Genomic DNA, 24575 nt, shown 5'->3' with positions numbered 1-24575 from the left:
TGACGCACCATGGCCCGCCTATGATGACGTCATGTCAACAAAAGACAAGATCGGCGCATGTGCCGGCGAGGACGGTCCAATGATTTACACCGTGGAATGCAGCTTTGCTGATCCAGCGAGCGAAGCCGAATGGAACGACTTCTACAGCAAGAACAAGTTGCCGGCGCTGATATCGGTCAGCGGCTTTCACACCTCGCAGCGCTTCAAGGCACTGCGTGGCGGCTGCCCGGTCTATCTCGCGCTGCATACGATCGATGGCCTCGATATCCTGACCGGCGAGGAATACCGCAAGAAGGGCGGCGGGAACTTCGCGCGCTGGCAGCAGCACATTACCGACTGGCATCGCAATCTCTATGGAAGTCTCGACCGGGCGCCGGCTGTCAGGGACGGTGAGGTTCTGCTGCTGAGCGCGACGGGCCCCGATCCGCTGATTCAGCTTGGCCTCGATCCGAGCGCAATGCAGGCGGTCGAACTGGAGAAATGTCCGGAACGCCGTTGGCTGGCCACCGCGCCTCGCGACGGTCTGCCAGACATCGCCAATATGCCTGATGACCTTGACGTCTACGCGCCGATGACGCCGCAGTTGACGAGTGGCGATGGCGTCATCTCGCACTCGGCGAGGAGATTCTGATGCCGAATGTTACCATCTTCTTGCCTGCCGAGGTCATGCCTTCGGACAGCACGCTCGCCAGCCTGACCGACCGATGCACTGAACTTTGCACGGACATTCTGCAAGCGGCGCTTGAGAACGTGCATGTCATCGACGTGCCGGTGCGCCATGGGCGCGGCCATCCAGCCTTCGTCGATATCCGCTACCGGCTCGGCCTCTCCCGCACGCCGGCGGTGATGCAACGGTTCATGAGCGAACTCGACACCGCCATCCAGGCCGCGACTACTTCGACCGCTCGTATTCGATGCTTCGGCTACGCGGCAGACCACATTTGCGCGCGAAACTGAGCCGCCGCCAGGAGAAGAACTATGCTTCGTCCCGCATTACCCGGCAAAAAGATCGGCGATTTCACCATCACCGCGATCAGCGACGGCCACATGAACGCCAGCCTTGAACTGCTGTCGGGCATCGACCCCGCAGCAGCCCTGCGCATGCAAGAGGATGCGGGAATGGCAGAGCCATCGGCCATTCACATCAACTCCTATCTCGTGCGCGGCGGGGGCCGCACGATCCTGATCGACGCTGGAGCCGGAGGAATCAGGCAATGGGGCGGCAATCTCCTCGCCAATCTCGCGCTTGCGGGCGTCCTCCCGGGCAATATCGACGGGATCCTATTGACTCATGGCCACCCCGATCATGTCGGCGGGCTGATATCGGCATCCGGCGAAGCGGCCTTTCCCAATGCGGAGCTTGTCGTCCACCAGCAGGAGCTCGCCTTCTGGGCAGACGATGGCCATCTCGCCCGCGCCAGTGAGCGGGCACGCGGCAACTTCCCGATCGCGCGCCGTGCGTTTGATGGCTATCGAAACAGGCTGCGCCCCTTCAGCGGCGGTGAGGTGCTTCCCGGCATCACCGCCTTGCCGCTGCCCGGTCATACGGCGGGACACACCGGCTATCAGCTTGACTCCGGCGCAGACAGCCTGCTGGTCTGGGGTGACATCGTTCATTTTCCAAGCATCCAGATCCCGCGGCCGGAGGTGTCGATCGCCTTCGACCAGGACCCTTCGCTCGCAGCGGAGACCAGATCAAAGCTGCTGGACCTTGTCAGCGCGGATAAACTGCTGATAGGCGGAATGCATCTTGGCATACCCGGGTTCGCCCATACCAAGCGAGCGCATTCAGGCTATGAAGTCGCTTATCTCGCGTAGCCATCGCAACCTCATTCGCCGCCATGCGAGAGCCTTGTAAAATAAGCGGCCGGCGGATCCTTCGACCAGATCACATCGACGATCCTCTTGCGAGCAAGAGTGTAGTCTCGAAGGAGACTATGCAAGATTTGCAGGTCATCATTCACTCTGGTCCTTGACTGCTAAGGCCACCACCAATGCAACGATCTTTGTCCTAAGCTCATGGCTCCGAATTCGGAGATAAGCCTCGTTGAACTGGATCGCTTCGGCTGTCAGTCGACCGCGTGCCACATCGTCTTCACATTGCTTATCAAACTGCGGCTCAGACCGGTCGCGCAGCCCTGTAAAGAAATAGGCAACCGGCACGCCCAGGATGCTGGCCATCGTTTGCAGACGGCTGGCACTGACACGGTTCTTTCCGAGTTCGTATTTCTGGATCTGTTGGAATGTCACGCCAACCTGTGCGCCAAGATCGCTCTGGGTAATCTTCATCAGCATGCGTCTGATGCGGATCTGGTTCCCGACGTGCACATCGACAGGGTTGGCTTCTTTGACGCCGGAAAGATTTTTCTTACCCACCATTTTTAAACAACCTCTTCCAAACCCATTGGCGGAGTTGAAGAACGATCATCAGCCCAGGCGCCGGCAGCCTGGCTTCCATATCGCCATGGCTTCCGCCTATCTTTAAATCAATCTCGTTCTTTTGCGGGCGCTTCCGTGCCCCCCGGTCAAAGACGTGGATTTGCATTGTATACTCTGTAGATGAATGCTCTGCCTTGCGCATCATTTTGCGGCATGAGCATCCGAAAGATTTTTGCATCGAACCTTCGCAAAACGCGACAAGCACGAGGCCTGTCACAGGAGGATCTTGCCTTCAAGGCCGGCATTCACCGGACCTATGTCAGTTCTCTGGAGCGCTGCCAATACAGCGCGTCCATCGATACGATCGAGACGATTGCGCACATCCTAGAGGTCGAGGTTGCAGATCTCCTGCGGGCGCCTGCGAAACAACACAAAGCTGAAGCCGACGACGTCGGGTCGAAAAGCTGACGTTGCGTGCTAGTGGGGTCGGCAAAGCCGCCTCCACTGTCCTCCCCATGCCAAAAAAATACCCCGCAGGTCGGCGAATTGTTCCGCGCGGGTTCACGCCATCTGCAAGATGGCGACGTCTTCGGACACACGGATATCGGTACCGTATGCTCGGGAAAGATCGGCGAACCTGCCAAGGATCCGCTCCGCCGTCGGCCCTGCCACGCGCTGCGGTACGAGGCGCCGCTCGAGCCTCCCATCGCTCAGCGCCTCGTCTCCGCCGATGATAACAGGATAGAACTTCACCTCCTGCAGGCGGTTTTCCGGTCCGAATGTGCACACCGAAATCACGCTCTCCCAAATCTCCGGCGCCGTCCAAAGAGACTTCTCCGATTTGACGTTGAAGATGAAATTGCCGAGGCTGTAGAAGATGGGGCGGCCGCGATAAAGCTCGACTGGCTGCAGGATGGGCGCTCCGTGACTGACGAACATCGAGGCGCCCGCGTCGATGCATCGCTTTGCAACCGTGCTCACCCAGTCCGGGACCTGATACCAATTCGACGCCCAGTGATGATGATGCAGATATGCGATGGTCAAACGTCCTTCGCTGGCTGAGAAAGCGATCGTCGCAAGATTGCGCTGGATGTCCTCCTCATCGATCTTGACGCTTCGGCCGAAGCAATCTGCGCATTTGAACAAGGCACGCGCGATCCCGATCTCGTCGTCACCGACAACAGGCGGATCATCGGGCTGACTGTCGTTGGTCAGGTCCATGCGGGTATAGCCGACCTGCCGCTCTATGGCGCGCAGCTGCTCAAAGGCCACCTCATCGACTTTGAGCACCTGGTTCAGCCGCAGCCGGTTCACACCGGGTCGAGCCGGCCGCTCGTCGCCACCATCCGACGCATACATGAAATCAGGTCCCGGGCCGCCATCCATCGCGACGAGCGCGACCGGCCGACCGGCGATCTGCCCCGTACCGGCGGTTGCCGCCTCCGCATGATCTTTCCCGAGGCCGGCATGCAGGAATCCCCTGCCCTCGACCTCTTCGAGGGTCGACATCACACCGGGCGGACCGAGATCGAAAGCATGATTGTTGGAAAGCGCAAGCGCCTGAAACCCCATCTCCTTGAGGGCATCCAGCACGACAGGTTCGCTGCTTCCATAAAACGAACCCTTCAGCGGCCATCCGCCATTGCGGCCGAAGATCGTCCCCTCGAAATTCGTGAACGCGAGATCGGCCGAACGCAGGATCGACGTCACTGCCTCAAAGCCGGGCGCATCGATCCCACGGGTATCGTGTTTGATCAGCGATTGGCCTGTCACGGCGATGGTGAAGTTTGAGGACATGGAACACCTCCAACCGGCAGAGCGGCCGGCGCAATGATGAATTGGCGATTTGCGGGAAAAGCCGAGCTCAGGCGTCGTACCTGTCCGGACATCAATGTGTGAAACGGCGAGGCCGAGCGTCGATCAGGCTGCGCGTGTAAGGGCTTTGCGAGCGCGTGAAAATGAAGTCCGAGGAACCGGAGTCGGCAATCTGGCCAGCCTTCAGCACGTAGACGAAGCGGCAGAGCGCCTGCACGACCGCAAGGTCGTGCGAGATAAACAGCACGGTGACGTTCTGCTCGGCGACGATCTCCTTCAACAGATCGAGGATTTCGGCCTGCACCGACACATCCAGAGCCGATGTCGGCTCGTCGGCAACAATGATCTGCGGCCGGGCAAGGAGCGCACGCGCGATGGCCACGCGTTGCTTCTGGCCACCTGACAACTGGTGCGGATAGCGGGCGAGAAGGCTGCGGCTCAAACCGACACGATCCATCATCGCGCCAAGGCTCCCCGACCCGTTGCCTGTCGCCCGAGCGCCATAGCGGACACTTTCACGAAGCGCTTTTTCGATCGTCATGCGGGGATTGAGCGATACCGAAGGGTCCTGGAAGATCATCTGGACGCGGCCGAGCAAGCCAGTTTTCCTGCTGGAGCGTGAGGCATCGACTATCTCCTCACCGATCCTGATCGTGCCGGCATCGGCTTGCTCCAGCCCGGCGAAGATCCGCCCGAGCGTCGACTTGCCACTACCGCTCTCGCCGACGACGCCAGTGATGGCACCCGGCAGGAGGTCGAACGAGATGTCCTGAAGGGCTGCCTTGCGCCTGGAATTCATCAACGGAAGGACTGATCTGCCGAGGGGGAACGTTTTGGTGATGCCATGCCCGCCGATGGCGAGCGCTGGCACTGAGATTGTGTCGGCTACAGACGTGTCCACGCTGTCGCCTGTCAGCCGAATTTTGGGAACGGCGGCCAGAAGTCGGCGCGTGTAATCGTTTTGCGGCTGGTCCAGCACCACCGAGACCGCATTCTGCTCCGCGATGTGGCCATGCCGCATGACCACGACCCTGTCGGCAATCTCGGCGATCACCCCCATATCGTGTGTCACGAGAAGAATGGAGATTCCGGTCTCCTCAACGAGATGACGCAACAGAGCGAGGATCTGCTTTTGCACCGTGGCGTCGAGCGCCGAGGTCGGCTCGTCCGCGACGATGAGGTCAGGTGATCCCGCAAGCGCCATGGCGATGACGATGCGTTGTCTTTGTCCGCCGGAGAATTGATGCGGGCGATCGCGAAACCTCCGCTCTGCATCGTCAATCTCCACCTGCTTCAACAGCGCGACAACGCGCCGATAGACGTCTTCTGAGCACAAGGTCGGCTCTGCTGCCCGGATCGTCTCTGCGATCTGTGCACCAACGGACATGAGGGGATCGAGCGAGGTCGTGTGGTCCTGGAACACTGCCGATATCCGGCGGCGACGAAGGGCTTCGCCTTGTCGGCTGTCTATGCGGTCGAGGTCCATCCCGCTGATGCAGATGGTCCCGTCGCTCTGCTCAAAGGCAGGGGGCAGCAGCCCGAGGATGGCATTGCCAAGCGTGGATTTGCCAGCGCCGGACTCGCCAATAATGCCGACCACTTCTCCTTGCTTCAGGTAGAGTGAGATGTCGTGCAGGATCGGGATCGGTCCGCCCGGCGAGCGGTATTGAAGCGAGAGGTTGCGCACCTCGAGCAGAGGCGCAAAGAAGGCCGCGTCTGTCATTGGGGTTCTCTCCGGGGATCGAGCCGTCGGCGCAGGTCTTCTCCGACGAAGTTGATGCTGGCGATCAGGCCGAACAGGGCCAGACCGGGAAACAGGCTGATCCAGTATTGTCCGGTCAGCAGGTATTGGAAGCCATTCGCGACGGCTGAGCCGAGCGACGGCTTGTCGACGGGCACGCCAAGCCCGAGGAAGGACAGTGTTGCCTCCAGCGCGATGGCATGGCCGATCTCGATGGGAATGAGAGTGACCACAGGCGGGACGCTGTTGGGCAGAACATGGCGGAAGAGGATCCGGTGTGTCGGAAGCCGAAGCAGGCGAGCCGCATCGACATAGGGCTTGCCTCGCTCGCCAAGCGCAACGCCTCGGACCATGCGCGCATAGGCCGCCCACTGCACGATGACCAGAGCCAGGATAATCCGGTCGATGCTCGGCCCGAGCGTCACGATGGCGATGAGCGCCACAAGCATGGTCGGCAGGCTCAATTGCAGATCGACCAGCCGCATGATGACGATGTCGACCCAGCGCCCGAAGAAAGCCGCGCTGACGCCCGCAGCCAGGCCGATTGCAGCGGCGATGGCGGAGCTGATGACAGAGACCATCAGGCTGATACGCAGTCCGTAAAGGATGGTGCTGGCGATATCGCGCCCGAGACCGTCAGTTCCAAGCCAGTAGACATAGCCGCCACCTGACGGCGTTCCGGGCGCCGACGACGCCTCCCAGGCGAAGATCTGCGTCGGGTCGTATGGGTTCTGCGGCGCCAAGAGGGGTGCGGCAAGCGCCAAAAGAACATAGGCGCAGAGAAAGAGCTTCGGCAGTTCGTTATGCCTGAACGGCCACCACTTCCACCACTTCCACCATGTTCGAAGCGTTTGAGCGATCATGGCATCATCCTTTCCGAGGCAGCCGCACGCGCGGATCGAGTACCGCCTGGAACAAGTCGACGAGCGCGTTGAGGGTGACAAAGGCGACGGAAACGAAGGTCAGCGTCGCCATCACGACCGGTCGGTCCAAAAGCTGGATGGAGTCGATCAAGAGCTTGCCGATGCCGGGCCAAGCGAAAATGGTTTCGACCACCACGGCGAAGGCCAGCATGCCGCCGAACTGCAGGCCGATGATCGTAACGATCGGCACGCTGATGTTCGGCAGGGTATGGCGGAGCAGGATGCGGTGCGGCGACAGGCCTTTGGCGCGGCAGAACCGGATGAAATCCAGCCCTTCGACCTCTATGGTGCCTGCCCGTGTCAAACGCGCGATCAGTGCGATATTCGGGATGGCGAGCGCCAGCGCCGGAAGAACGAGATGCCGCAAACCGTCGACGGTGAGGACACTCCAATCCGAGCCAAACAGCCGCGCGGTTGCCCCTCGCCCACCGGACGGAAACCTGCCGGCAAGAATGGCGCCGCCCAGGATCAGCATCATGCTAAGCCAGAAAGACGGGATGCTCAGCGCAAAAACGCTGGCGCGCAGGATGGTCCGGTCCAGGCGCGTTCCAGGCTGCCGGCCGGCGACAAGCCCGATCAGCACGCCGAGTGTTGCCGCCAGAAGCATGGCGACAACGGCCAGCTCCAAGGTTGCCGGAAGCTTCTCCATCACCAGGGAAAATGCCGGCAGGTGATAGACGTAGGAGATGCCGAAATTGCCGGACAGCAGATCTTCGGCGAAAACCAGATATTGCCGCCAGATCGGCTGGTCCAGACCGAGAGCGATGGTCGCCCGCTGGATATCCTCGACCGTCGCCGTTTCGACGTTGACGATATTGAAGACCGGATTGCCAACGGCATGGATGCCGACAAAGCCGATCAGGGACATGACGAACAGCAGGACGACCGCCTGTCCCATCCGTCCGAATACAGCAGAGAACAGCGTCATCGCGCTTACTCCCCCGTGGGCACGGCCTGCATGGCCGTGGTCCAGCCGCGCGGATGCACGCTGTAGGCGCTGACATGCTTGCCGTACCCGGCAATCAGATGAAAATGGTAGAGCGGCACGATCGGATAGTCGGCGAGGACGAACTCAGTGGCGGCCGCCAGCGCGGCATTGCGCTCCGGTCCTTCCTCAATGGCTTGCGCCTTCATCAGCAGATCGTCGAAGGCGGGATTGCGGTATCGGCCGTAATTGTTTGCGCCCGTCTTGCGCTCTGCATTGGGCGAGGCCAGCACGGTGTCGAGGCAGAGCGAAACGGAATCGCCTGAGCAGCCACCATACCAAAGGGGATATTCACCGGCCGAGCGCTTGGTGGCGAAGACCGAGAAGGGCGCGACCACGGGCTGCGCGCGCACGCCGATCCTTGCCCAGTTCTGCGCGATCGCCTGGAGCGATTCAGCGTCGCCGGGATATCGCCCGGCCGGTCCCGCCAGAACGACGTTGAAACCATCGGAGAGGCCGGCTTCTGCCAGCAGTGCCTTGGCCTTCTCATAATCCGGCGGGGTTGCCACCAGTTTTGCCGACGTGCCCGGCAGGCCATTCGGGAAAAGCTGCGCGGCAGCCGTGCCATAGCCGAGCAGGATCTTGTCAGACAGGAGCGGTCGGTCGGTTGCCACCGACAAGGCCTCGCGAACCCGCTTGTCCTTGAACGGATTGGGGATCGGCTTGCCTGCCTTGTCCGTCACACCGGGCAAGGGATCGCGGTCTACATCGAATTGCAGGAAGTTCGAGCGCGCGGCGCTGGCGCTGACCACCGTGACGCCGCGTTGCTTCAGGGTTGCGACGTCGCGCGCCGGCAGGGAGTCGGCCAGATCGACTTCGCCCGTCGTCAAGGCGGCGACGCGGGCGGCGGGGCTTTCCATCACCCGGAAATCGACCTCGGACCAAGCCGGCTTTCCGCCCCAATAGTCGTCGTTGCGCGTGAGCTTCAGCCGCTCGCCGGACTGCCAGCTGGCGAATTTATAGGGCCCTGTTCCGATCGGCGGGACGGCTGCGCTGTTCAACTCCTCCGTGGATCGAAAGCCGGAGGAAGGATGCGGCATGATGAAGATGGAGGAGAGCGCGAGCGGCAGAGCCGGCGCGCTCGCCGTCGTCTCGATCAGAACGGTCAGCGGATCGGTAGCCCTAACCGCCTTGATCGACTGCGTGTAGGACTGAAAGCTCCCGCTCGGCGGCTTGAGAACGCTGCGCACGCGCTCGAGCGAATAGACGACGTCGTCTGCTGTGAAGGGCGATCTGTCATGAAAGCGGACGTTTTCGCGCAGCTTGAACTGCCATTGCGTGTCGGAAAGCCGCTTCCAGGACAGAGCGAGACCGGGCACCGGGTTCAGCCTCTCATCCTGATAGACCAGCCGCTCGTAGATGTGGGAGAGCAGCGACGTGTTCTCGTTGAGGTCAGCGAACTGCGGATCGAGCGTCATCAGCTTGTAGGATGTCGCGACACGTAGCTCCTGCGCGGCGACTGGCGAGGTAAAAAAGGCGGCCGAGGCTATCCCACCCAACAGGGCAATGAGGCGTATCGTTTTCAAATGACTGGATTTTTGCAAAGTCCTATCCCCTTCCTATAGGCATGCGATGCGTGACAAGGCGCGCGGCAAGCCTGCCATCCCATCCCAAGGCTCCGCGCGTATCAGAGTATACTCTGTAGTGATATACTCTACATTAGGCAACAATGTTGGAATGGAGAACCGCGATAATTTCCGAAGAAATCTGATTGGTCGGCGGGCCGCTCTCGGCGGGTCGCAGGTGGAGATGGGCGAGCGCGCAGCTGCACCGCGCAGCCGTCAGCAATCACGAGAGAGGCACCTCCCAGCCGCGGCTCCATACGATCTGCGACATTGCCCAGGCGCTTGGCGTTACCGCAGCCGAACTTCTGTCCGACCCTCCTCCCCTGGCGAAAGATCCTCGACAGACACGCCGTTCAAAACAAGGAAATCGGCGAGGATGCCGCGCAGCGGACTCCAGGGAAAGCCGAACCCAGGCCCCGGCTCGCCATGCCGAAGGACGGCATGCGTCTTGGCCATGATCCCAAGGATAGACTGAGCCCGCGTCACCCATAGCAGCTTCACGAGCTCGGCCTCACGCTTCGCGGCATCGCCTGCCCGCGCCTTGGCGTGGCTGAAGCCTTCGGCCTCGTCAGCCATCGTCCAGGCGGCGACCTGTGCCGCCAAGTCCCGCTTCAGTGCCGCCCGCTCCCCTTCCCGGTCATCCCCCGGCAGGAGCGCGTCGATCTCCGCCTCGCTGTTCGCCAGGACGGACCCCGCCGTCTCGGCAACCGGGACGCTCACCTTTGGAAAGCCGATCGTGCGAACCATCTCCCGCTCGATGCGCTGCTGCACATGGGTGAGCCGCGCATAATCGTCAAAGGCGGTGACCCATGCGTGCCAGAGCCGGAGCACAGGGTCGACGCCGGCGGCATTCGCACGCGTTCGCTCCTCCAGCGCCGCCGTTAGAAACGTTGCCGCAAGGGAGAACAGGTTTCTCTGGATGCCGGAAGACAAAGTTCTGCTATTGTCGGAATCAGCCATGATCCGAGCTCCCTAACAGCTTGATTGTGGTCAGGTCATGCAGGTGTGCCACCACCTGCATGACCGACGAATGAAGTGAATTTCCTCTACGGAATGATAGATGTCAATCAATTTGTTTGCATTGGGTGTTTATGAATAAAGGAACTCTAACCGTTGAGCAGTGCCGTGGTGCGAGAGCGATGTTGGGTTGGAGTCAAACAGCCCTCGCTGAAGCTGCCAACGTTTCTCGGCAAACCATCGCAGACTTTGAACGTGGCGCTCACATCCCAATTGATAATAATCTTCTCAGTATCATAACAGCGTTTGAAGCAGCCGGCATCGCATTCATTCCGGAGAACGGTGGCGGGGTCGGCATCCGGTTTCGCAAGCCGGGCTAAAAACGAAGCCGTAAGCGATCGGGAAATGAGCAACAACGGCCATTTGACGGAAGTCGAGATTTGCGCAGATCGAGCCTTGATACGTGGATTGCTGAGAAAGAAGCAGGTTCTAGAGTTTCGACCGTGCCGCGAGCCGAGCCCGACGAAGGATTACCATTTGTGACCGTGGCGAATTTGAACGTTATGCGCAAAAGTCTCGAAGAAGCTGACGTCGAATTGACCTCTGCGAACGTGGGCGGAGTCGGCATCTGCTTTTCGGAGCTCGGATGACGCCGATTTCCACGCACCATCGAACGGCCTAATCAGATCAGCATTGATGTCCGTGTGCGAAAGCTAGAACAGCGCGGCCCTAGCCTGTCACATCCCTAGTCCAGCGGCATCGCCGGCTCGCGTCATGTGCATATGCGGGAACTGCGCGTGCAGAGCGGCGGCAGGCCACTCTGGGTGTTCTATGCGTTCGATCCTAGCCGAGCGGCAATCTTGCTGCTCGGTGGAGACAAGACGGGCGACAAGCGTCTCTATGACCTAATGATCCCGATCGCCGACGCTCTTTATGACGGACATCTGCGCGAGTTGGAAAAGGAGAAAGGCTGTGGCCGGTAGACATAAATTTGCAGATCTGCGGCTTCGCATTTCTCGAGAGCCATAGGCCGAGGCAAACGTCGAAAGCGAACGCTTTGACGCGGAGATGGACCTAGCCGAAGCGCGGCGCGCGATGCAGCTCTCACAGGAGGAGATCGGTCAGACGCTCCAACCGACGCAGGGCTCCGTAGCCAAGTCCGAGAAGCGCGCTGACATGTATGTCGGCACGCTCCGTCGCTTTATCGAAGCCATCGGCGGCGAACCGGAGATTGTTGCGCGTCTCAACGGACATGCCATCAAGAGCAAGATTTTCAGCGATATTTCTAACCGTCGTTAGAACGGAAAGTGGATGGTGAACTCTGCACTTGAATGATGATGACCTGTAACGGGATCATGCCTGCTTTGAGACAGACGGCACCGGATGAACGGCTTCAGTGGCTGCGGCTGCAATTGCCTCCTGCATATAGTCAATGCTCACCATGCGGTTGGAAACCGGCACAATTCCCTTGAGGCTCTTGATCGAGCGCGTCAACGGAACAAGGGAATAATGTCCTTCCGCCATTCGAACGAATGCGATGCGGTCCCCAGCCGTGAGCCCCATGTCGTTCCTGATTTTTTGCGGGATGGTGATTTGACCCTTCGAAGTCAAGATTGTCACGGCCACGAGACCTCTCCTCACCGATTTGAGGCATGGATATGAAGCGCCATGAGCGGCGTCAAGGCACAAGGCTTGAAGCACTGGATCGACAAGACAGGTCTCAAGTAGTGCCACAGGAGACTGGTCTTCAGGGGCCGGACCGATCTTTGGCTGAACACACCCAAATCCTTTAAGCGGATCAGGCCCACTGCCATTCGCGTGAGGCCGGACGGACCTCGCCGGATGCAATATGTTGCCTCATGCCGGCCCAGATGGGATCGCCGGTAAAGCTGGCGAGCTTCCCGCAGGCCCGATGCAGGGTTTTGCCCTCGTATTCCGGCAACAGCTCCAACACATTGCCTAACTGTTCGAGTTCGGCAAAAGGTTGTCCGTTCATAGGCGTTAACACGCGATGGCCCCACATCCCTAACCGAACATCAGCGCGCAACGAGACCAGAACATCGCGCTCGTCCATCTTCTCGAGCGCGCGGGCGAACACGTAGCGCATAAGGGGATAGTAGACCGTTTGGCGGCAGCCGCCGAGAACGCGCGCGCCTGGCAAGATGGACAGGACGATAAAGGTCACCAGAAGGCTTGGAACGATCCGCCGTTGACGCAGAGCTTCCGCGAGCGCCATCGGGGAGAACGCCACGCCGCTTGCGTGACCACCGTCGCCGACAAGGGATTGGCCTTGAAGGCGCAACGGATAGAGCCGTCCGCGCTCAAGCGCCCAGAACAGATCCGTCGTGCGCCGTATCCATCCCGTCCACGGTCCTTGATCGAGTTCCTCGACAACCCGCAGCACCTCCACGGCAACGCCGCCAAGGACGAAGCGCTGGCTGAGCCAGGATCCATCGTCGCTCAGGTGATTGGCGAGAAGATCACCGACATCGCCGTCGTCGACCTGCAGGAGTTCGACATCAGGTGGAAACCATCTTTTCCAGAGTGCAGCGTTCGCCGCTTTGATAGCGTCGGCAGCCGATTGATACGCTAGGCTGGGCAGGAGTGCCTTGAGACGTTCTGCCATGCTGTTCACGTGCGTAACGCTACCATGCGTAGACAAGGCAAACCGATAGGGTCCATTGGTCCCGCAAATATTGAACGAGTCCAGCCGGCTGCGGGGCAGACCGAAGACGTTGACGAGATCACCATCCAGCGTCAGCCATCCTGGCCCCTTCCGTGGCCGCTCGATGAATTTGACCGTCGATGCGCTATACCAGACATGCCATCGCAGCTCCCGAGCCGTGATGCCGATCAAGCTGAACAGGTGTGTGTAGAAGGCATCGGGCTCGACCAGCAGATGACAATGCGGCCCGGTCTGAATGATCGGTGCCGTCGAGAACTGCCGCGCTGCCTCGTTGGCGCTTTGCTCAGTCGCCCCGTTTCGACGCGCCAGACGAGCAATCCAACGCTGGAGCCTCAGCATAGCCTCATCTCTTGCGCTAGAAGAGGAAAGCCTGGCGTCGACGCTGTAGACAGCTGTCGCATAATCTCCAAGTGGCCGGTGCCAGAAGGAGCTGAGATATGGAATCAGCGAAGTCAGTGAGGCCCTGACGCTTTCCGCATCCGGGCGCTCGCCTTGCCACCTCGGTTCAGCTGCGTCGGCCGATTCTCTCGCCGCGTTATGCTCAGCCATGATGAGCGAAGCTTGATGATTGCGAGGCGAAAATGCATGGCTTCGGCTGACGCCAGCTCCACTTCTCCGGCACAGAGATCTCGGCGCCGTTCATCCACAAGCGTGGCAGCTTCTCATAGCAGAAGCTTTCAGGTATCGCGGGCTGAAACATGAACTGCAGGAGACCGGACAGTGCATCGATCGAATGCGAAGAGAGGATCGTGTAGAAATTCCCGCTGTTCCAGGTGACGGCGGAGAAGCGAAAAAACGACGCGAGCGCCGAGATCGACGTCTCGAGATCCACTTCGCAGCTTCGCATGGTCTCGAGAATTTCCCGCTTTTTCGCATCGATTTGTCCTCTCGAGAAATACCTCGATTTGAACTGATCATCCTTCTGCCGCTCACGGCAGTCGTAGACAAGGCGATCGCGGTGCGCCATTTTTTGAACCTGGATCAATAGCCCGTCGGCTCGTATCCGTGGCGCGATAAAGGCGAGCTGCGCCTCACGGTCCGTGCCGTACATCTGGAACGTCGTATCTTCCATCAGGATGTCGAAGCCGCCGCGAAACGATCGCAGGGACTCGTCAGTCGCATAGCGCGCCTCATCCAGCATGAAGAACGGGCCCAGGAAGAAGTGCGCATGCTCGCTCCCCCTGTTCGCCTCGAAACTAAGACGGTTTGCTGACGTCGGGCTGCAGTTGAGGGAACGAATGCGTCCGTCACCGATCCTCGCCAGGGTTCTCGCAAGCCGGCCTGGTCCAGCGCCTAAAGTGTAGAACAAGGCAGGACGCTTTTCGTGCGCCCACACATGTTCGCAGTAAGCCAGGATGGCAGTGCCCAATCGCGCCTCCTCCTCCAACCGGAAGGGGATGCTCGCGAAATAATGGCTGTCGAACGGCACCCATAAGCGACTCTGACTGTCCAGGAAGGTCAGGCATTCGATATCAGCACCAAGCATGTTGATGTCAGGCATAACCTCTCCAAGGTCTGGCCTGCCAGTCCGCCCGCTGGCCGCTTCCTCAAAGAAGGCGGCAAAGGCGTTGAGGCGTGGGGCACGCTTCCATCTCTCGATCGACGGATTATCCGACATAAGCAGATCCTGGCGCACGAGGCAGCCGCCACCGACGATGTCTCCGCCAGCGGAAAACCACTTTCGGACCTCGTCCTTCCAGACAGCTTTAGAATTTGCTTATTGTTGCCAGCAGAGCGATCTCTCACAATCTGTCAAAATCGCCATATCGAAATTGGCGAGGAGGATAGCAAAACCTCTTCAGCCCGCGCATTGAGCGAGGGCCGTGGCTGTTTGTAGTGTGGTTTTGACCTGGCAAAGCGGATAGACCACTAGGCTCAGGGCTCATAAATCACAGCCAGAAGATGACGGTTGCGGCGATGCAGATGGCTGAGAAGAAGGTATGCGCGCATCGGTCGTAGCGGGTTGCGATGCGACGCCAGTCCTTGAGCTTGGCGAAGAGGTTCTCGACCTTGTGGCGCTTGCGATAGAGTGCCTTGTCGTATGGATAGGGCACCTTTCTGCTGCGGCTCGATGGAATGCAGGGCTCGATACCCTTTTCCTGCAAGCCTTCGCGAAAGGTCTTGCTGTCGTAGCCACGGTCGGCAATCAGCGTTTTGGCCGGCGGCAGGCTCTTGAGCAGGAGGTGAGCACCTTTGTGGTCGCTCATTTGGCCTTCACTGAGCAGCATGATGATCGGGCGTCCCTCGCTATCGCAGACGGTGTGCAGTTTGGAGTTCAGCCCACCTTTGCTTCGCCCGATACGGCGGGGAACAGCCCCTTTTTGAGCAGGCTCGCTGCCGTGCGATGCGCTTTGAGGTGCGTTGCGTCGATCATGAGGCGCTCGGGCTTGGGCCCTTCACCGGCGAGTGCCGCGAAGATGCGGTCGAAGACGCCGAGGCGGCTCCAGCGGATGAAACGGTTATAGAGCGTCTTGTGCGGTCCATAATCCTTGGGCGCATCCTTCCATTGCAGGCCATGCTTGATGACGGTGACGATGCCGCTGACGACACGGCGATCATCGACGCGGGGAACACCGTGTGCCAGCGGAAAGAAGGGTGAAATCCGAGCCATCTGGCGCTCGCTCAGCAGAAACACATCACTCATCACGGTCTCCTTTCGCAAACCGTGAATCACATCTCAAACCAAATTATTAGGTCCTGAGCCTAGGTCAACGACCCCAGTGGTCCTCGACGCCATCGAGACAGCTTTCGAGAATGCTGGCGAAAATCACTCGGAAACGCGGTGATGAGGCGGCTGCTAGATCTAATTGCGTTTGAGCCGTGGATGCTTCATCGAGGTGTAACACATCTGCGGGGCAGTCGAGCGCGGTTAAAGACGTGCAGCTGATACGCTGTGACACTGGAGGCGGGATATCAACACGCGCCATCTCCGCACGCCGTCGCGGACTGTAACTTGTCACTTGACAAATTAGGAGGGGGAGACCATCTTGGCTCGGAGCAGGCACACGTCGAAGGAAATCGAAAGCGTCCTCAAGGAGCTCGAAGCACGTGGCTGGGAGGTCATCGAGGGCAAAGGACATGCCTGGGGCATCCTTCGTTGCCCAATGAACAGTAAGAATTGCCGCTGCGGTGAATTTTGCCAGATGTCCGTCTGGTCCACCCCGAAGAATCCTGAACAGCACGCCAAGCGATTGCGCCAGAAGGCTTTGGCCTGCACCAAGCTTGATGAAGAAGGCGAAGACGATGGCTGAGCAATTCGAATTCGAAGTGGTTTTCGCTTTGCCCGAGGGAGACCACGATCCGTTCAAACTGTCGGATTGTGTCTTCGAGGCTGGTTTTGAGGACGCCCTGGTCGGCACAGGTATCGCCGGACTGGTAGCTGTTGAACTCGAGGCCGAAGGAGACGACGCTGAAAGCGCGATCCTGGCGGTCGCGGCCATGCTGCTGAAGCATTTTCCGGCTGGCACGCAGCTTCGAGAGGTTCGCCCCGACTTAGTCAGCCTCGCCGACGTGGCGAAGAAGCTGCATGTCAAACGACAGGCTCTCCAGCAGCGGGAGATGCCCCCGCCGAGTCAGGGCGGGCTCTATCGAGTCGATGAACTTGCCGACAGCCTTGAAAAGGCGATGGCGCCAAAGGAGGGACAGCGCCGGCCGCGGTTCGATCTGGAGCCTGCATCGAATTGGCTGCGAGCAGGTCGAGGCGCGCGTCGGATCAATGCGAAGCTCACGATTAATGCTCTCGATCCGTTTTCGCTGAATATGAATCACCGTGATGAACCGGAGGAGCGTCGAGCCGGCTAAACGACGTGCTCAGGCGCTACGCTGGTCTGTTGGTCAATGGAGCGATATGACGGCGCGGGCGAGTGGAGGCGACTTAGCCAACGATCACGAACCTGATCGAGTGCTCCGACCCGCCCCCGGCGGGACGGACAAGTGACTTGGACAGAAATTTACCTTGAAATTTGGCGAGAGACTCCCCCTCGAGGACGGTTATGCTGCAAACGACCTACAGGATCAGCAAGACTCGAAAAACTCTTGCCGTAGGCTCCGATCAGGATCATCCTGACCCGCGGGAACACACCTTGGCGGCGCAGACCCGGTCGGAACATTGCACTTTCCTCTCGCTCGATAGTACACGCGACGCGTTCCTTCACGAACGGGTGTGGTTATGTCGTTGAAAGAAGACTGGATGGTGGTAAAAGCGCGTATCGACGCTCTTATTTCTTCCGCTCGACTTGCAAACGAATTAGCTCATCAAGAGACGAACCTCGCTTCTGTTTACAAGTCGCTCCACGAGCGACTTGCAGAAATTGTCGTGCTGACTGAGGATTTCGCGTGGGTGAGGTTTCCGGCACTTCCGAAGTCCGTCTTTGACGTCTTCGAGCGGCAGGGTCGTCTTCGAGTTATTGCACGGAATCAAGCCGAGCCGCACATGCGAGCGACCGTTCTTTTGGAGGGACTCGTCCTTCTTCAAGCATTCGCGGCCGAGGTCACGCAATTGTTGAATGATGGTCAATTGGATTTAACGTCGCGGACCGAAAGAGCAATACTTCACCTTCAGTGGACAATTGCGATCGATGATACAGTTCGAAATCGGTGGCAGACAGCGTTTCGTTCAAGTGAGACCGCTTGCGAGGCGTTGGGTGCAGCCCACCTCCTGCAACATGGTATTTACGCATTTAAAGCCCATTCGAGAGCTGCGAGGACAGATTTGGTGTCGCATGAGCCAGTCGATGAGGTCGTTGCTGCTCGTGCCGCTGAGGGTTTGGTACTGACGGAGTGGAAAGTTGCGAAAAGCCAAGTGGAAGCGGATTCTAAGTTGCGCGATGCCGCAATTCAGTCGGACGCTTATGCCCACGGAGTTTTGGGTGGTCGTGAGTTGCGCTCGATTAGATATCTTATAGCCGTCACAGAGAAGCAGATAACCATGCCGGTCGACGACATACGGGATACCTATGTTTATAGACATTTGAATATAGCGGTTGCACCAGTCTCTCCTTCGAAACTCGCCGCGACGCTGCGATCTTAAATGACAGTGAGCAGCTCGTGATGAATGTGCTCGAGAACTTTCTCCAGGCTGAGGTCCTTCTTTTCTCGCATAATATCTCTGCAGCAAAGGGTTTGCAGTCGATGCCAACCTTATTACAGCGGATGCCAACAAGCAGCGTTCGGTACCGGGCACGGAATGGAAAGCCAATGAGGACGCTGGCCGCTCAGTTCAAGAGTATCTGTCGGTTCTCGATGATGCGGCTTTTGGTACTGCCTCGCCTGTGACGCCGAAGTTCATCTTTCTATCCGATCCAGCCGCTCAATGAACCGATGCCCATATAGGCCCTACCTTCTTTGTGAACTGCACCGGGTTTGCCGGAGGCCATTTGGTTTGTGTTATGCAGCCATGGCCGTTTCGTCCAGCATGGCGTAGGAGCGTTCTTCAGCCTCGGCTGGCGACATGTGCCGATGGGCTCCAGTAGTCGTCGGTGGTTGAACCACTCGACCCATTCCCGAGTGGCGAATTCCACCGCTTCGAAGCTCCTCCATGGTTTGCTCCGATGAATGACCTCGGCTTTGGAGAGACCGTTGATCGTTTCGGCGAGGGCACTGTCGTACCTGTCGCCGACACTTCCGACAGACGGCTCAATGTCAGCTTCTGCCAGCCGCTCGGAATACCGGATGAACACGTATTGAACGCCCCTGTCCGAATAGTGCACGAGCCCGCCGCCATGAACGGGACGCTGATCATGAACTGCCTGTTCAAGGGCGTCGAGGACAAAGCTCGCATGTACCGTCCGGCTCGCCCGCCAGCCAACGATGCGTAGGGCAAAGACGTCGACCACAAAGGCAACGTAGACGAAGCCCTGCCAGCTCGCGACATAGGTGAAGCCCGAAACTTACACCTGCTTGGAGCTGGGGCTTTAAACTGGCGGTTTACCTGGTCAAGCGGGCTCGAGGCTGCCTTGTCCGAGAATGTCGTGCGGACCGGCTTTTCTCAAATGATCCCCTGCAGGCTCATCGAATTCATAAGCCGAGCGACCATGCAGCGGGCGATGGCGTAACCTTCTCGCTGCAACTGCCGCCAGACTTTACGCACCCCTAGAGCTTGAGGTTCTCATTGAACACCCGGCGTATCTCGATCTTCATGCCGATATCGCTGCGGGCGCGAACCGACAGGCTGTCCATATCCAAGCGCTTGGCGATATTCTCGTAGTAGGTTGATGGGGCAATCGGCAAAAGACTGCATATCGGCTCGACCCCGAACACGCTACTGTGTTCGTCAATGAACGAGATCATCGTTTGAAGCGGCGGTCGAGCTCCGACATCGCGAAATAAGCAGATGCCTTGCGCAAAAGCTCGTTGGCCTGACGAAGCTCGCGGTTCCCCTGCTCCAGAGCCTTCATCTTCTCGGCCGCGTCGCTCGGCAAACCTGTTCGTTTGCTGCTGTCGACCTCGGTCTTCTTCACCCATTCATGCAGCGTGGCTGGCGAGCAACCGATCTTGCCCGCAATAGATGAAACGGCCGCCCACCGCGACGGGTGCTCTGCCTCGTGATCCAGCACCATACGGATGGCGCGTTGGCGGACTTCGAGTGAAAACTTGTTCGTTGTCTCGCTCATATCGGCTACACTCTCTCAGAAGTTGGAGCCTCCGGCAAACTCGGCGCGGTTCAATCTCTATACCTGCCCTGGTGGTAAGGAGTTACGCTCGAGACAGATTGCCTACAAGAACGAACCTCCGCTGGTCGATGAAGATGGTATGGTACGCTATCGGGCCAGCAAGTTCGACTGCGATGCCTGCGCCTTAAAACCTCCATGCTGTCCGAACGCTCCGGCGCGCAAAATATTACGCTCCATCCATGAGGGCGCTCGCGACATGGCGCGCGATATTGCCAAAACCGACGCCTATCTTAGGTCGAGGCATCAGAGGAAAAAGGTAGAGATGCTTTTTGCGCATCTCAAACGCATCCTCAAACTGGATCGCCTGCGATTACGAGGTCCAAACGGAGCGCGTGATGAGTTCCAACTCGCAGCCGCAGCCCTAGACCTCCGGAAGCTCGCAAAGTTTCTCCCGGCACCTACGCCAGAGCCGGCGTGAAGGGGAATACGTCTCCGCACGTCCAAACGACGGAAACCTCGGAGAAAGATTACCGCGCGCCTTTTTCAACGACATCGACGCATCGCTGCCATGACAGCCTCTGACCCGAAACGGTCACGGCCACCTCAACCAAAAAGGCAATTCCGCTGGACCCATCGCCATGGGTCTGACATAAGCACAGTCGGACGCGACCGCCGTTATCTATAGAACGGGATCGGGCGACAGATTGACGTCACGTTGCTGCCGCGAGACCACGCTGGCCGTCCATTCGCGTATACAACCTTATGACGACGCTCGGCTAAGAGCGGGCTTCCACCCAAGACAAAAACAGGCGCGACCGGCACTGCACGTCCGAAGATCTCACCAGGGCGTTATGCCGCTAGGCTCGAAGAAGCCTCCGGAAGCGGCTCCTTCCAGCGCGTGTCGCACGGGCAACCGCGCGCCTTCCTCTGGCGTCATGTTGCCATACCCGGTAAGGTCGGTCTTCACGAAGCCAGGGCTCACCGAGTTAACGACGATGCCTGTGCCCTTCAGCTCTTCATTCAACTGGATCGTCAGCATGTTCAAGGCCGCCTTCGAGGCATTGTATCCGATGAAGCGCTGTGCGTAGTAGGTGGACTTCGGATCGCCGTTGAGAGCAAGCGACCCGAGCGAGCTTGAAACATTGACGACACGAGCCGCTGGAGCTTCCCTCAGCAGCGGCAGCACCGCCTGCGTCACCGCCAGCGCGCCGATAAAGTTGATCTCAATCACATGGCGTACGGCATCGACTGACGCGGTGCTTGGAGCTGCATCCGCGAAGTCGAAGATGCCTGCGTTATTGACGAGTATGTCAAGACGTCCGTAGCGCGAGCTGATCGTATTGGCAGCAGGCGCAATGGTCGATAGATCGTCGAGATCAATCCTGACGGACCCCACGCGGAGCCCCTGTTGCCGTAGCTCTTCGACGGCAACCCGTGCCCGCTCGTCGTCACGGGCGCCGATGACGACATGGACGCCTGCCTGCGCAAGCTTTCGAGCAATCTCCAAACCGATACCCTTGTTGCCTCCGGTGACGAGGGCCACGCGCTGTTCTGTCATCCTCAAACCTTCCATCATGTCGTGATACAAAGATGATATGAAGGATTGTTCAGTTTGAGGATTCGCTTTTGACCGCGTCCGTTCCGTCTTCGCTGAAGTCCCGTAAAAAGCCGCAACAGGCCCGTGCCAATGCCACGCTCGACGCCATTTTCGAGGCGACCATTCAGCTTTTGGTCAAGGACGGCTACCCGATGCTGACGACGACCTGGGTCGCCGAGCGGGCAGGCGTCTCGGTCGGGACGATGTACCAATACTTTCCACACAAGCAGGCCCTCATCTACGCAGTCAACGAACGCTATCTCAAGATCCTCGCTGAAAAGATCGAACACACATGCCGGGAGGCCCAGGGACTGCCCGCCGCCGCGATGGCCGAAGCCTTGATCGACACCTATTGGACGGCCAAAACTGAACGGCCCGATGTCACACGGGCGCTCTACCGGTCCGTTGTGGAGATGGACAACGAGGCGTTGATCCTCGAATTTGCAGCACGCACGGACGCAGCCACGACCGCCATGTTTGCGACGGCCCCGAACAAGAGCTTCTCCGACCTCCAATCTGTTAGCCGTGCGCTCGTCACGGTGATCTTTGGAACCGTGCGGAATTCTTTCGAACGCTCCCATTCGGAGCAGGAAGTGAGCGATCTTCGTGGGCAACTGATTGCCATGTGTCGCGCCTACATCGATAGCTGCGTCGGTTGACCGCTTGTGGCAGATCTTTGCCATCAGAGCCGTAGCGGCAATTTTCGATTGACGTACAGAGTTTGGTTAATGTGCGGGGAAAACACGATTGTGGCCCGTGGAGTGGTGTAGCTGGATTTGGTTGTCATCGGTGATGTTCGGTAGGATTGGATTGCCAAGAGACAACCTGAAGGACGCCACCGACGACCGATGATAAGAGGAGCCTGTAATCACTCGTCGAGAAGAGCGCCGACGCCGATCTGGCTCACGCGAGATGATCGGCTTTGCTGCTAAGAAGCTGATGGCGCTGGAGGTCGGCACGAAAACGTGCGCGCGTCATGGCGAGAAGAATGGCTTGCGACTTGCGCGTCGCAATGGCTATCGCGACCGGGACTAAGGGATATGGGCAGGCCCGTAGAGCTGCGCATCCCCAAGCTTCGCACAGGCAACTATTTCCCGAGCTTTCTCGAACCACACCTGATGGCCGAGAAGGCCCTGACGGCGCGGTCAGCCAGAAGGCCTACATCCGCGATGTTTCAACGCGCTCGGTTGATGACCACAGCGCAAACGAGGTTTGTCGCGCCGTCAAGGCGATGGGCATGAGTGGCATTTCCAAAAGCCAGGTCTCCCGGCTGTGCGAGGAGACCGACGAGAAGGCGAAGGCCTTTCTCGAACGGCCCATCAAAGGCGAATGGCCTATCTGTGGATCGATGCCGCCTGCCTGACGACCCGGCGCGGCGGTCGCATTGTCTCTGTTGCAGTCATCATCGCCGTCGGCGTCAATACCGACGATTGACGCGAATTGCTCGGTGGGGAAATCGGCACGTCCGAGGCCGAGGCGATGATCGTGACTTTCGGGCGGACCGGCCGAACCGCAAATGGCTGGCCGACTTCACCTCGATCTGGACCGCAGAAGGCAGGCTCTACGTCGCGGTCATTCTCGATCTCTTCTCCCGGCGCGCTGTCAGCTGGTCCATGAGGGCCGAGCGGGATGCGGCAGAGATCATGGATGCGCTGGTGATGGCGGTCTGGCGACGCGGCAAGGCCGATACGCTTCTCCATGATTCCGACCAAGGAGCGCAATACCCCAGTGAGCAGTTTCAACGGCTTCTGGCCGACAACGGCATCACCTGTTCGTTGAGCCGGGCCGGCAACGTCTGGGACAACGCGGCGATTGGGAGCTTTTTCTCGTCGCTGAAGACCGAACGGACCGCCAGAAAGGTTGCCGCACCCGCGACGAAGCCCGCGCCGACGAGTTCGATGACATCGAACGCTTTTACAACCCGCGCAGACGCCACTCAAAAACGGGCTATCTCGACCAACTGGAGTTCAAGGCGAGGGAAATGCTAGCTTAACTCACTGTCCACAAAACAGGCAGTAGGCCAGTTCACGCGGCCTGATACCGCGTAGACCGCCACGGGAAATGCTTGCATCCCAATCGCGAAAACTAGCCCGTGACAGGCCGCCAAGAACCGCGTGCTTTGTCGCAAATGAGATTGGAACATCGAGGCAACAAGAATTGCGGAACTAGTCAATAAGACAGCAAGCCATATAAGGTCCAAAGACGGGACATAGATCATACTGACGTTAAGGCAGCTAGCAAAGTTAGCATGTTCCGCTGTCGTGTAAGCCCACGCCCCCAACGCTACCCAAAGCAGCGCGTGCGTGAGTATCGTACCTCGTCTCCAAAAGCTGCTGTCTTGCACAGCCTGCCCCCATTGTCTTGCCTTCGGTAGCGATACCATCGCGTCACGATGACTGCAATTGACCCACTTTTGCCATCAACGTCGCAGCCGCATTTTTAAAGCCGCCTATTGAGTTCGCTCAATATGCGCGCGAGACACTTGTTGCTTGAAACTCAAAATCCAGATTGTAGATTATTCCGTGCGCCCCTGCACGCGCGACCGCTTCACATGTCGTAGCTGCGCAGAGCTTTCTCTTCGCAGACTGTAGATAATGCCGAACAGCGCTTTCGGAGATGAACAGCTTTGCTGAAATTTGCTTCGGGATCTTCCCGCCGGCGAGCATTTGCAAGCATTGCTTCTCACGTCGCGACAAAGGCTGAGTTTGGAGCGCTTTGAGCTCAGACGTGAGGGCAAAGATGCGCTCATGCAGGTGAAGGGATATGGCCGGCATGTCATAGATGATCGACGCCTTCAGGACCTCCCATTCGGCCGTCGCCAGGCTCGACGTCAGCGTGAACAATCCTCGTTGCCCAAACGGTCCCCGTGTCGGCGCACTGATGCCCTGCGTTCCGATGCCAAAAGAACAGGCGTCGTCGAAAAACGCCGTATCCGCCCTGCCGTCTCTACGAAGGTCTCCCCAATCGACTGGCAAAAGTGCCGTGTCCATCAACTGTACAGTCGGATCGACGTCGAGGTAATTCCTGCGTCGATACTCTTCGATCCACATTTTCGGATAGGTTGAAATGAAGGAGAAGACCTGGCCGCCTGCTGTGGCGCCTAAGAACGTTGCGTGATCCACGCCCAATCTGGCGCGGATGTGCAGCAGTGCCTGATCTAAATCTCTCTGGTCGTCTGATCTCGATATGTCATCGCAGATCGTTTCAGATCGTTGTCGTCGGTCCATCAAAAGTCTCTCAAACCAAGCGCTTGAATGAAAGCAGGAAGCCATTTTCGCTTTTGACAAAGGAGATGCTGGTAGAACTGAGGTGAGCT

General features: G+C 58.8%; 24 protein-coding genes, 5 pseudogenes and 1 other annotated feature. Of the genes and pseudogenes, 15 read left to right on the top strand and 14 right to left on the bottom strand.

What is annotated here, in order from left to right:
* The first annotated feature begins 31 nt into the window (after positions 1-31).
* Genes BMX61_RS22230 through BMX61_RS22220 form a run of 3 tightly spaced genes read left to right on the top strand, consistent with a single transcriptional unit; the run spans position 32 to position 1818 of the window.
* On the top strand, positions 32-631 hold the full coding sequence (locus tag BMX61_RS22230) for a sugar ABC transporter (RefSeq protein WP_234794786.1): 600 nt from the start codon (positions 32-34) through the stop codon (positions 629-631).
* Positions 631-957, top strand: a complete 327-nt coding sequence (locus BMX61_RS22225; protein WP_075628031.1) for a hypothetical protein — start codon at positions 631-633, stop codon at positions 955-957. The genes BMX61_RS22230 and BMX61_RS22225 overlap by 1 nt, the downstream gene beginning before the upstream one ends.
* Before the next feature lie 21 nt (positions 958-978).
* Positions 979-1818, top strand: a complete 840-nt coding sequence (locus tag BMX61_RS22220) for an MBL fold metallo-hydrolase (protein WP_075628032.1) — start codon at positions 979-981, stop codon at positions 1816-1818.
* Positions 1819-1956: 138 nt separating this feature from the next.
* Here BMX61_RS22220 and BMX61_RS22215 read toward each other — a convergent pair whose 3' ends face one another.
* Positions 1957-2379, bottom strand: a complete 423-nt coding sequence (locus tag BMX61_RS22215; protein WP_075628033.1) for a helix-turn-helix domain-containing protein — start codon at positions 2377-2379, stop codon at positions 1957-1959.
* A 213-nt stretch (positions 2380-2592) separates the two neighbouring features.
* On the opposite strand from BMX61_RS22215, the gene BMX61_RS22210 reads away from it, so the two are divergent.
* Positions 2593-2847: a helix-turn-helix domain-containing protein gene (locus BMX61_RS22210; RefSeq protein ID WP_075628034.1), complete on the top strand. Its 255-nt coding sequence runs from the start codon at positions 2593-2595 to the stop codon at positions 2845-2847.
* A gap of 93 nt (positions 2848-2940) precedes the next feature.
* Here BMX61_RS22210 and BMX61_RS22205 read toward each other — a convergent pair whose 3' ends face one another.
* From BMX61_RS22205 to BMX61_RS25220, 6 genes are all read right to left on the bottom strand, one after another.
* Entirely contained in the window at positions 2941-4176 is a 1236-nt protein-coding gene (locus tag BMX61_RS22205; protein WP_075628035.1) for a CapA family protein, read from the bottom strand.
* Positions 4177-4267: 91 nt separating this feature from the next.
* Positions 4268-5917: an ABC transporter ATP-binding protein gene (locus tag BMX61_RS22200; protein ID WP_075628036.1), complete on the bottom strand. Its 1650-nt coding sequence runs from the start codon at positions 5915-5917 to the stop codon at positions 4268-4270.
* Positions 5914-6798 carry an ABC transporter permease gene (locus BMX61_RS22195; RefSeq protein WP_083639462.1) on the bottom strand — a complete coding sequence of 295 codons (885 nt, stop codon included), beginning with the start codon at positions 6796-6798 and terminating at the stop codon, positions 5914-5916. Before BMX61_RS22195 ends, BMX61_RS22200 begins: the two co-directional genes overlap by 4 nt.
* 4 nt (positions 6799-6802) lie before the next feature.
* Positions 6803-7786: an ABC transporter permease gene (locus tag BMX61_RS22190; RefSeq protein ID WP_075628037.1), complete on the bottom strand. Its 984-nt coding sequence runs from the start codon at positions 7784-7786 to the stop codon at positions 6803-6805.
* 5 nt (positions 7787-7791) lie between these two features.
* On the bottom strand, positions 7792-9351 hold the full coding sequence (locus BMX61_RS22185; RefSeq protein WP_234794787.1) for an ABC transporter substrate-binding protein: 1560 nt from the start codon (positions 9349-9351) through the stop codon (positions 7792-7794).
* Between the two features lie 345 nt (positions 9352-9696).
* Positions 9697-10368, bottom strand: coding sequence for a hypothetical protein (locus tag BMX61_RS25220; RefSeq protein WP_075628039.1), 672 nt, complete (start codon positions 10366-10368; stop codon positions 9697-9699).
* Positions 10369-10499: 131 nt separating this feature from the next.
* Here BMX61_RS25220 and BMX61_RS22175 point away from each other — a divergent pair, with 131 nt between their 5' ends.
* The 3 genes from BMX61_RS22175 (at position 10500) to BMX61_RS22165 (ending at position 11664) form a co-directional block, all read left to right on the top strand.
* Positions 10500-10745 (top strand): helix-turn-helix transcriptional regulator, encoded by a 246-nt coding sequence (locus BMX61_RS22175; RefSeq protein ID WP_267890857.1) that lies wholly within the window; start codon positions 10500-10502, stop codon positions 10743-10745.
* A 402-nt stretch (positions 10746-11147) separates the two neighbouring features.
* Complete coding sequence (locus tag BMX61_RS25215; protein ID WP_083639464.1) at positions 11148-11348, top strand: type II toxin-antitoxin system RelE/ParE family toxin; 201 nt, start codon at positions 11148-11150, stop codon at positions 11346-11348.
* An 85-nt stretch (positions 11349-11433) separates the two neighbouring features.
* Entirely contained in the window at positions 11434-11664 is a 231-nt protein-coding gene (locus BMX61_RS22165) for a helix-turn-helix domain-containing protein (protein ID WP_234794785.1), read from the top strand.
* A 54-nt stretch (positions 11665-11718) separates the two neighbouring features.
* Here BMX61_RS22165 and BMX61_RS22160 read toward each other — a convergent pair whose 3' ends face one another.
* From BMX61_RS22160 to BMX61_RS22145, 4 genes are all read right to left on the bottom strand, one after another.
* A complete protein-coding gene (locus BMX61_RS22160) occupies positions 11719-11991 on the bottom strand; it encodes an AbrB/MazE/SpoVT family DNA-binding domain-containing protein (RefSeq protein ID WP_075628041.1) in 273 nt (90 codons plus the stop codon).
* 172 nt (positions 11992-12163) lie between these two features.
* Positions 12164-13390, bottom strand: coding sequence for a hypothetical protein (locus tag BMX61_RS22155; RefSeq protein ID WP_075628042.1), 1227 nt, complete (start codon positions 13388-13390; stop codon positions 12164-12166).
* Positions 13391-13592: 202 nt separating this feature from the next.
* Positions 13593-14669, bottom strand: a complete 1077-nt coding sequence (locus BMX61_RS22150; RefSeq protein ID WP_075628043.1) for a class I SAM-dependent methyltransferase — start codon at positions 14667-14669, stop codon at positions 13593-13595.
* A gap of 271 nt (positions 14670-14940) precedes the next feature.
* Positions 14941-15695 (bottom strand): IS5 family transposase gene (locus BMX61_RS22145; protein WP_092743025.1). Its coding sequence is split into 2 segments (ribosomal slippage): positions 14941-15362 and positions 15362-15695, totalling 756 coding nucleotides; the frame shifts between segments, so codons are not numbered across the junction.
* A gap of 343 nt (positions 15696-16038) precedes the next feature.
* On the opposite strand from BMX61_RS22145, the gene BMX61_RS22140 reads away from it, so the two are divergent.
* From BMX61_RS22140 to BMX61_RS25210, 4 genes and pseudogenes are all read left to right on the top strand, one after another.
* Positions 16039-16302 carry a hypothetical protein gene (locus BMX61_RS22140; RefSeq protein WP_075628046.1) on the top strand — a complete coding sequence of 88 codons (264 nt, stop codon included), beginning with the start codon at positions 16039-16041 and terminating at the stop codon, positions 16300-16302.
* Positions 16295-16852 (top strand): hypothetical protein, encoded by a 558-nt coding sequence (locus tag BMX61_RS22135; RefSeq protein ID WP_075628047.1) that lies wholly within the window; start codon positions 16295-16297, stop codon positions 16850-16852. Before BMX61_RS22140 ends, BMX61_RS22135 begins: the two co-directional genes overlap by 8 nt.
* A gap of 388 nt (positions 16853-17240) precedes the next feature.
* Positions 17241-18080 (top strand): hypothetical protein, encoded by an 840-nt coding sequence (locus BMX61_RS22130; RefSeq protein ID WP_075628048.1) that lies wholly within the window; start codon positions 17241-17243, stop codon positions 18078-18080.
* An 85-nt stretch (positions 18081-18165) separates the two neighbouring features.
* Positions 18166-18363: pseudogene (locus tag BMX61_RS25210) on the top strand (IS5/IS1182 family transposase); the annotation flags it as partial.
* Positions 18364-18436: 73 nt separating this feature from the next.
* Here the strand turns inward: BMX61_RS25210 and BMX61_RS22120 are convergent.
* Positions 18437-19662, bottom strand: a pseudogene (locus tag BMX61_RS22120) (IS3 family transposase).
* Positions 19265-19381 (bottom strand) — a sequence feature (AL1L pseudoknot). (Overlaps the previous pseudogene by 117 nt.)
* Positions 19663-19714: 52 nt before the next feature.
* On the opposite strand from BMX61_RS22120, the pseudogene BMX61_RS22115 reads away from it, so the two are divergent.
* A pseudogene (locus BMX61_RS22115) lies at positions 19715-20140 on the top strand (transposase); the annotation flags it as partial.
* A 360-nt stretch (positions 20141-20500) separates the two neighbouring features.
* Here the strand turns inward: BMX61_RS22115 and BMX61_RS22110 are convergent.
* On the bottom strand, positions 20501-21220 hold the full coding sequence (locus BMX61_RS22110; RefSeq protein WP_075628050.1) for an SDR family oxidoreductase: 720 nt from the start codon (positions 21218-21220) through the stop codon (positions 20501-20503).
* Positions 21221-21288: 68 nt separating this feature from the next.
* Between BMX61_RS22110 and BMX61_RS22105 the strand changes: the two genes are divergently transcribed.
* The 3 genes and pseudogenes from BMX61_RS22105 to BMX61_RS22095 all read left to right on the top strand — a co-directional run.
* On the top strand, positions 21289-21918 hold the full coding sequence (locus tag BMX61_RS22105; protein ID WP_075628051.1) for a TetR/AcrR family transcriptional regulator: 630 nt from the start codon (positions 21289-21291) through the stop codon (positions 21916-21918).
* 239 nt (positions 21919-22157) lie between these two features.
* Positions 22158-22759 (top strand): annotated as a pseudogene (locus BMX61_RS22100) (transposase); the annotation flags it as partial.
* Positions 22741-23252 (top strand): annotated as a pseudogene (locus BMX61_RS22095) (IS3 family transposase); the annotation flags it as partial. The pseudogenes BMX61_RS22100 and BMX61_RS22095, both read left to right, overlap by 19 nt.
* 469 nt (positions 23253-23721) lie before the next feature.
* On the opposite strand, the gene BMX61_RS22090 reads toward BMX61_RS22095, so the two are convergent.
* The gene (locus tag BMX61_RS22090; RefSeq protein ID WP_075628052.1) at positions 23722-24486 is read right to left on the bottom strand and encodes a LuxR family transcriptional regulator; all 765 of its coding nucleotides are present in this window, start codon (positions 24484-24486) and stop codon (positions 23722-23724) included.
* Positions 24487-24575 lie beyond the last annotated feature (89 nt).

Source organism: Xaviernesmea oryzae (assembly GCF_900109605.1).
In the GTDB taxonomy this organism is placed as follows: domain Bacteria; phylum Pseudomonadota; class Alphaproteobacteria; order Rhizobiales; family Rhizobiaceae; genus Xaviernesmea; species Xaviernesmea oryzae.
Note: the sequence above shows the minus strand (reverse complement) of the source record. Positions and strands in the feature narration are given on the sequence as shown.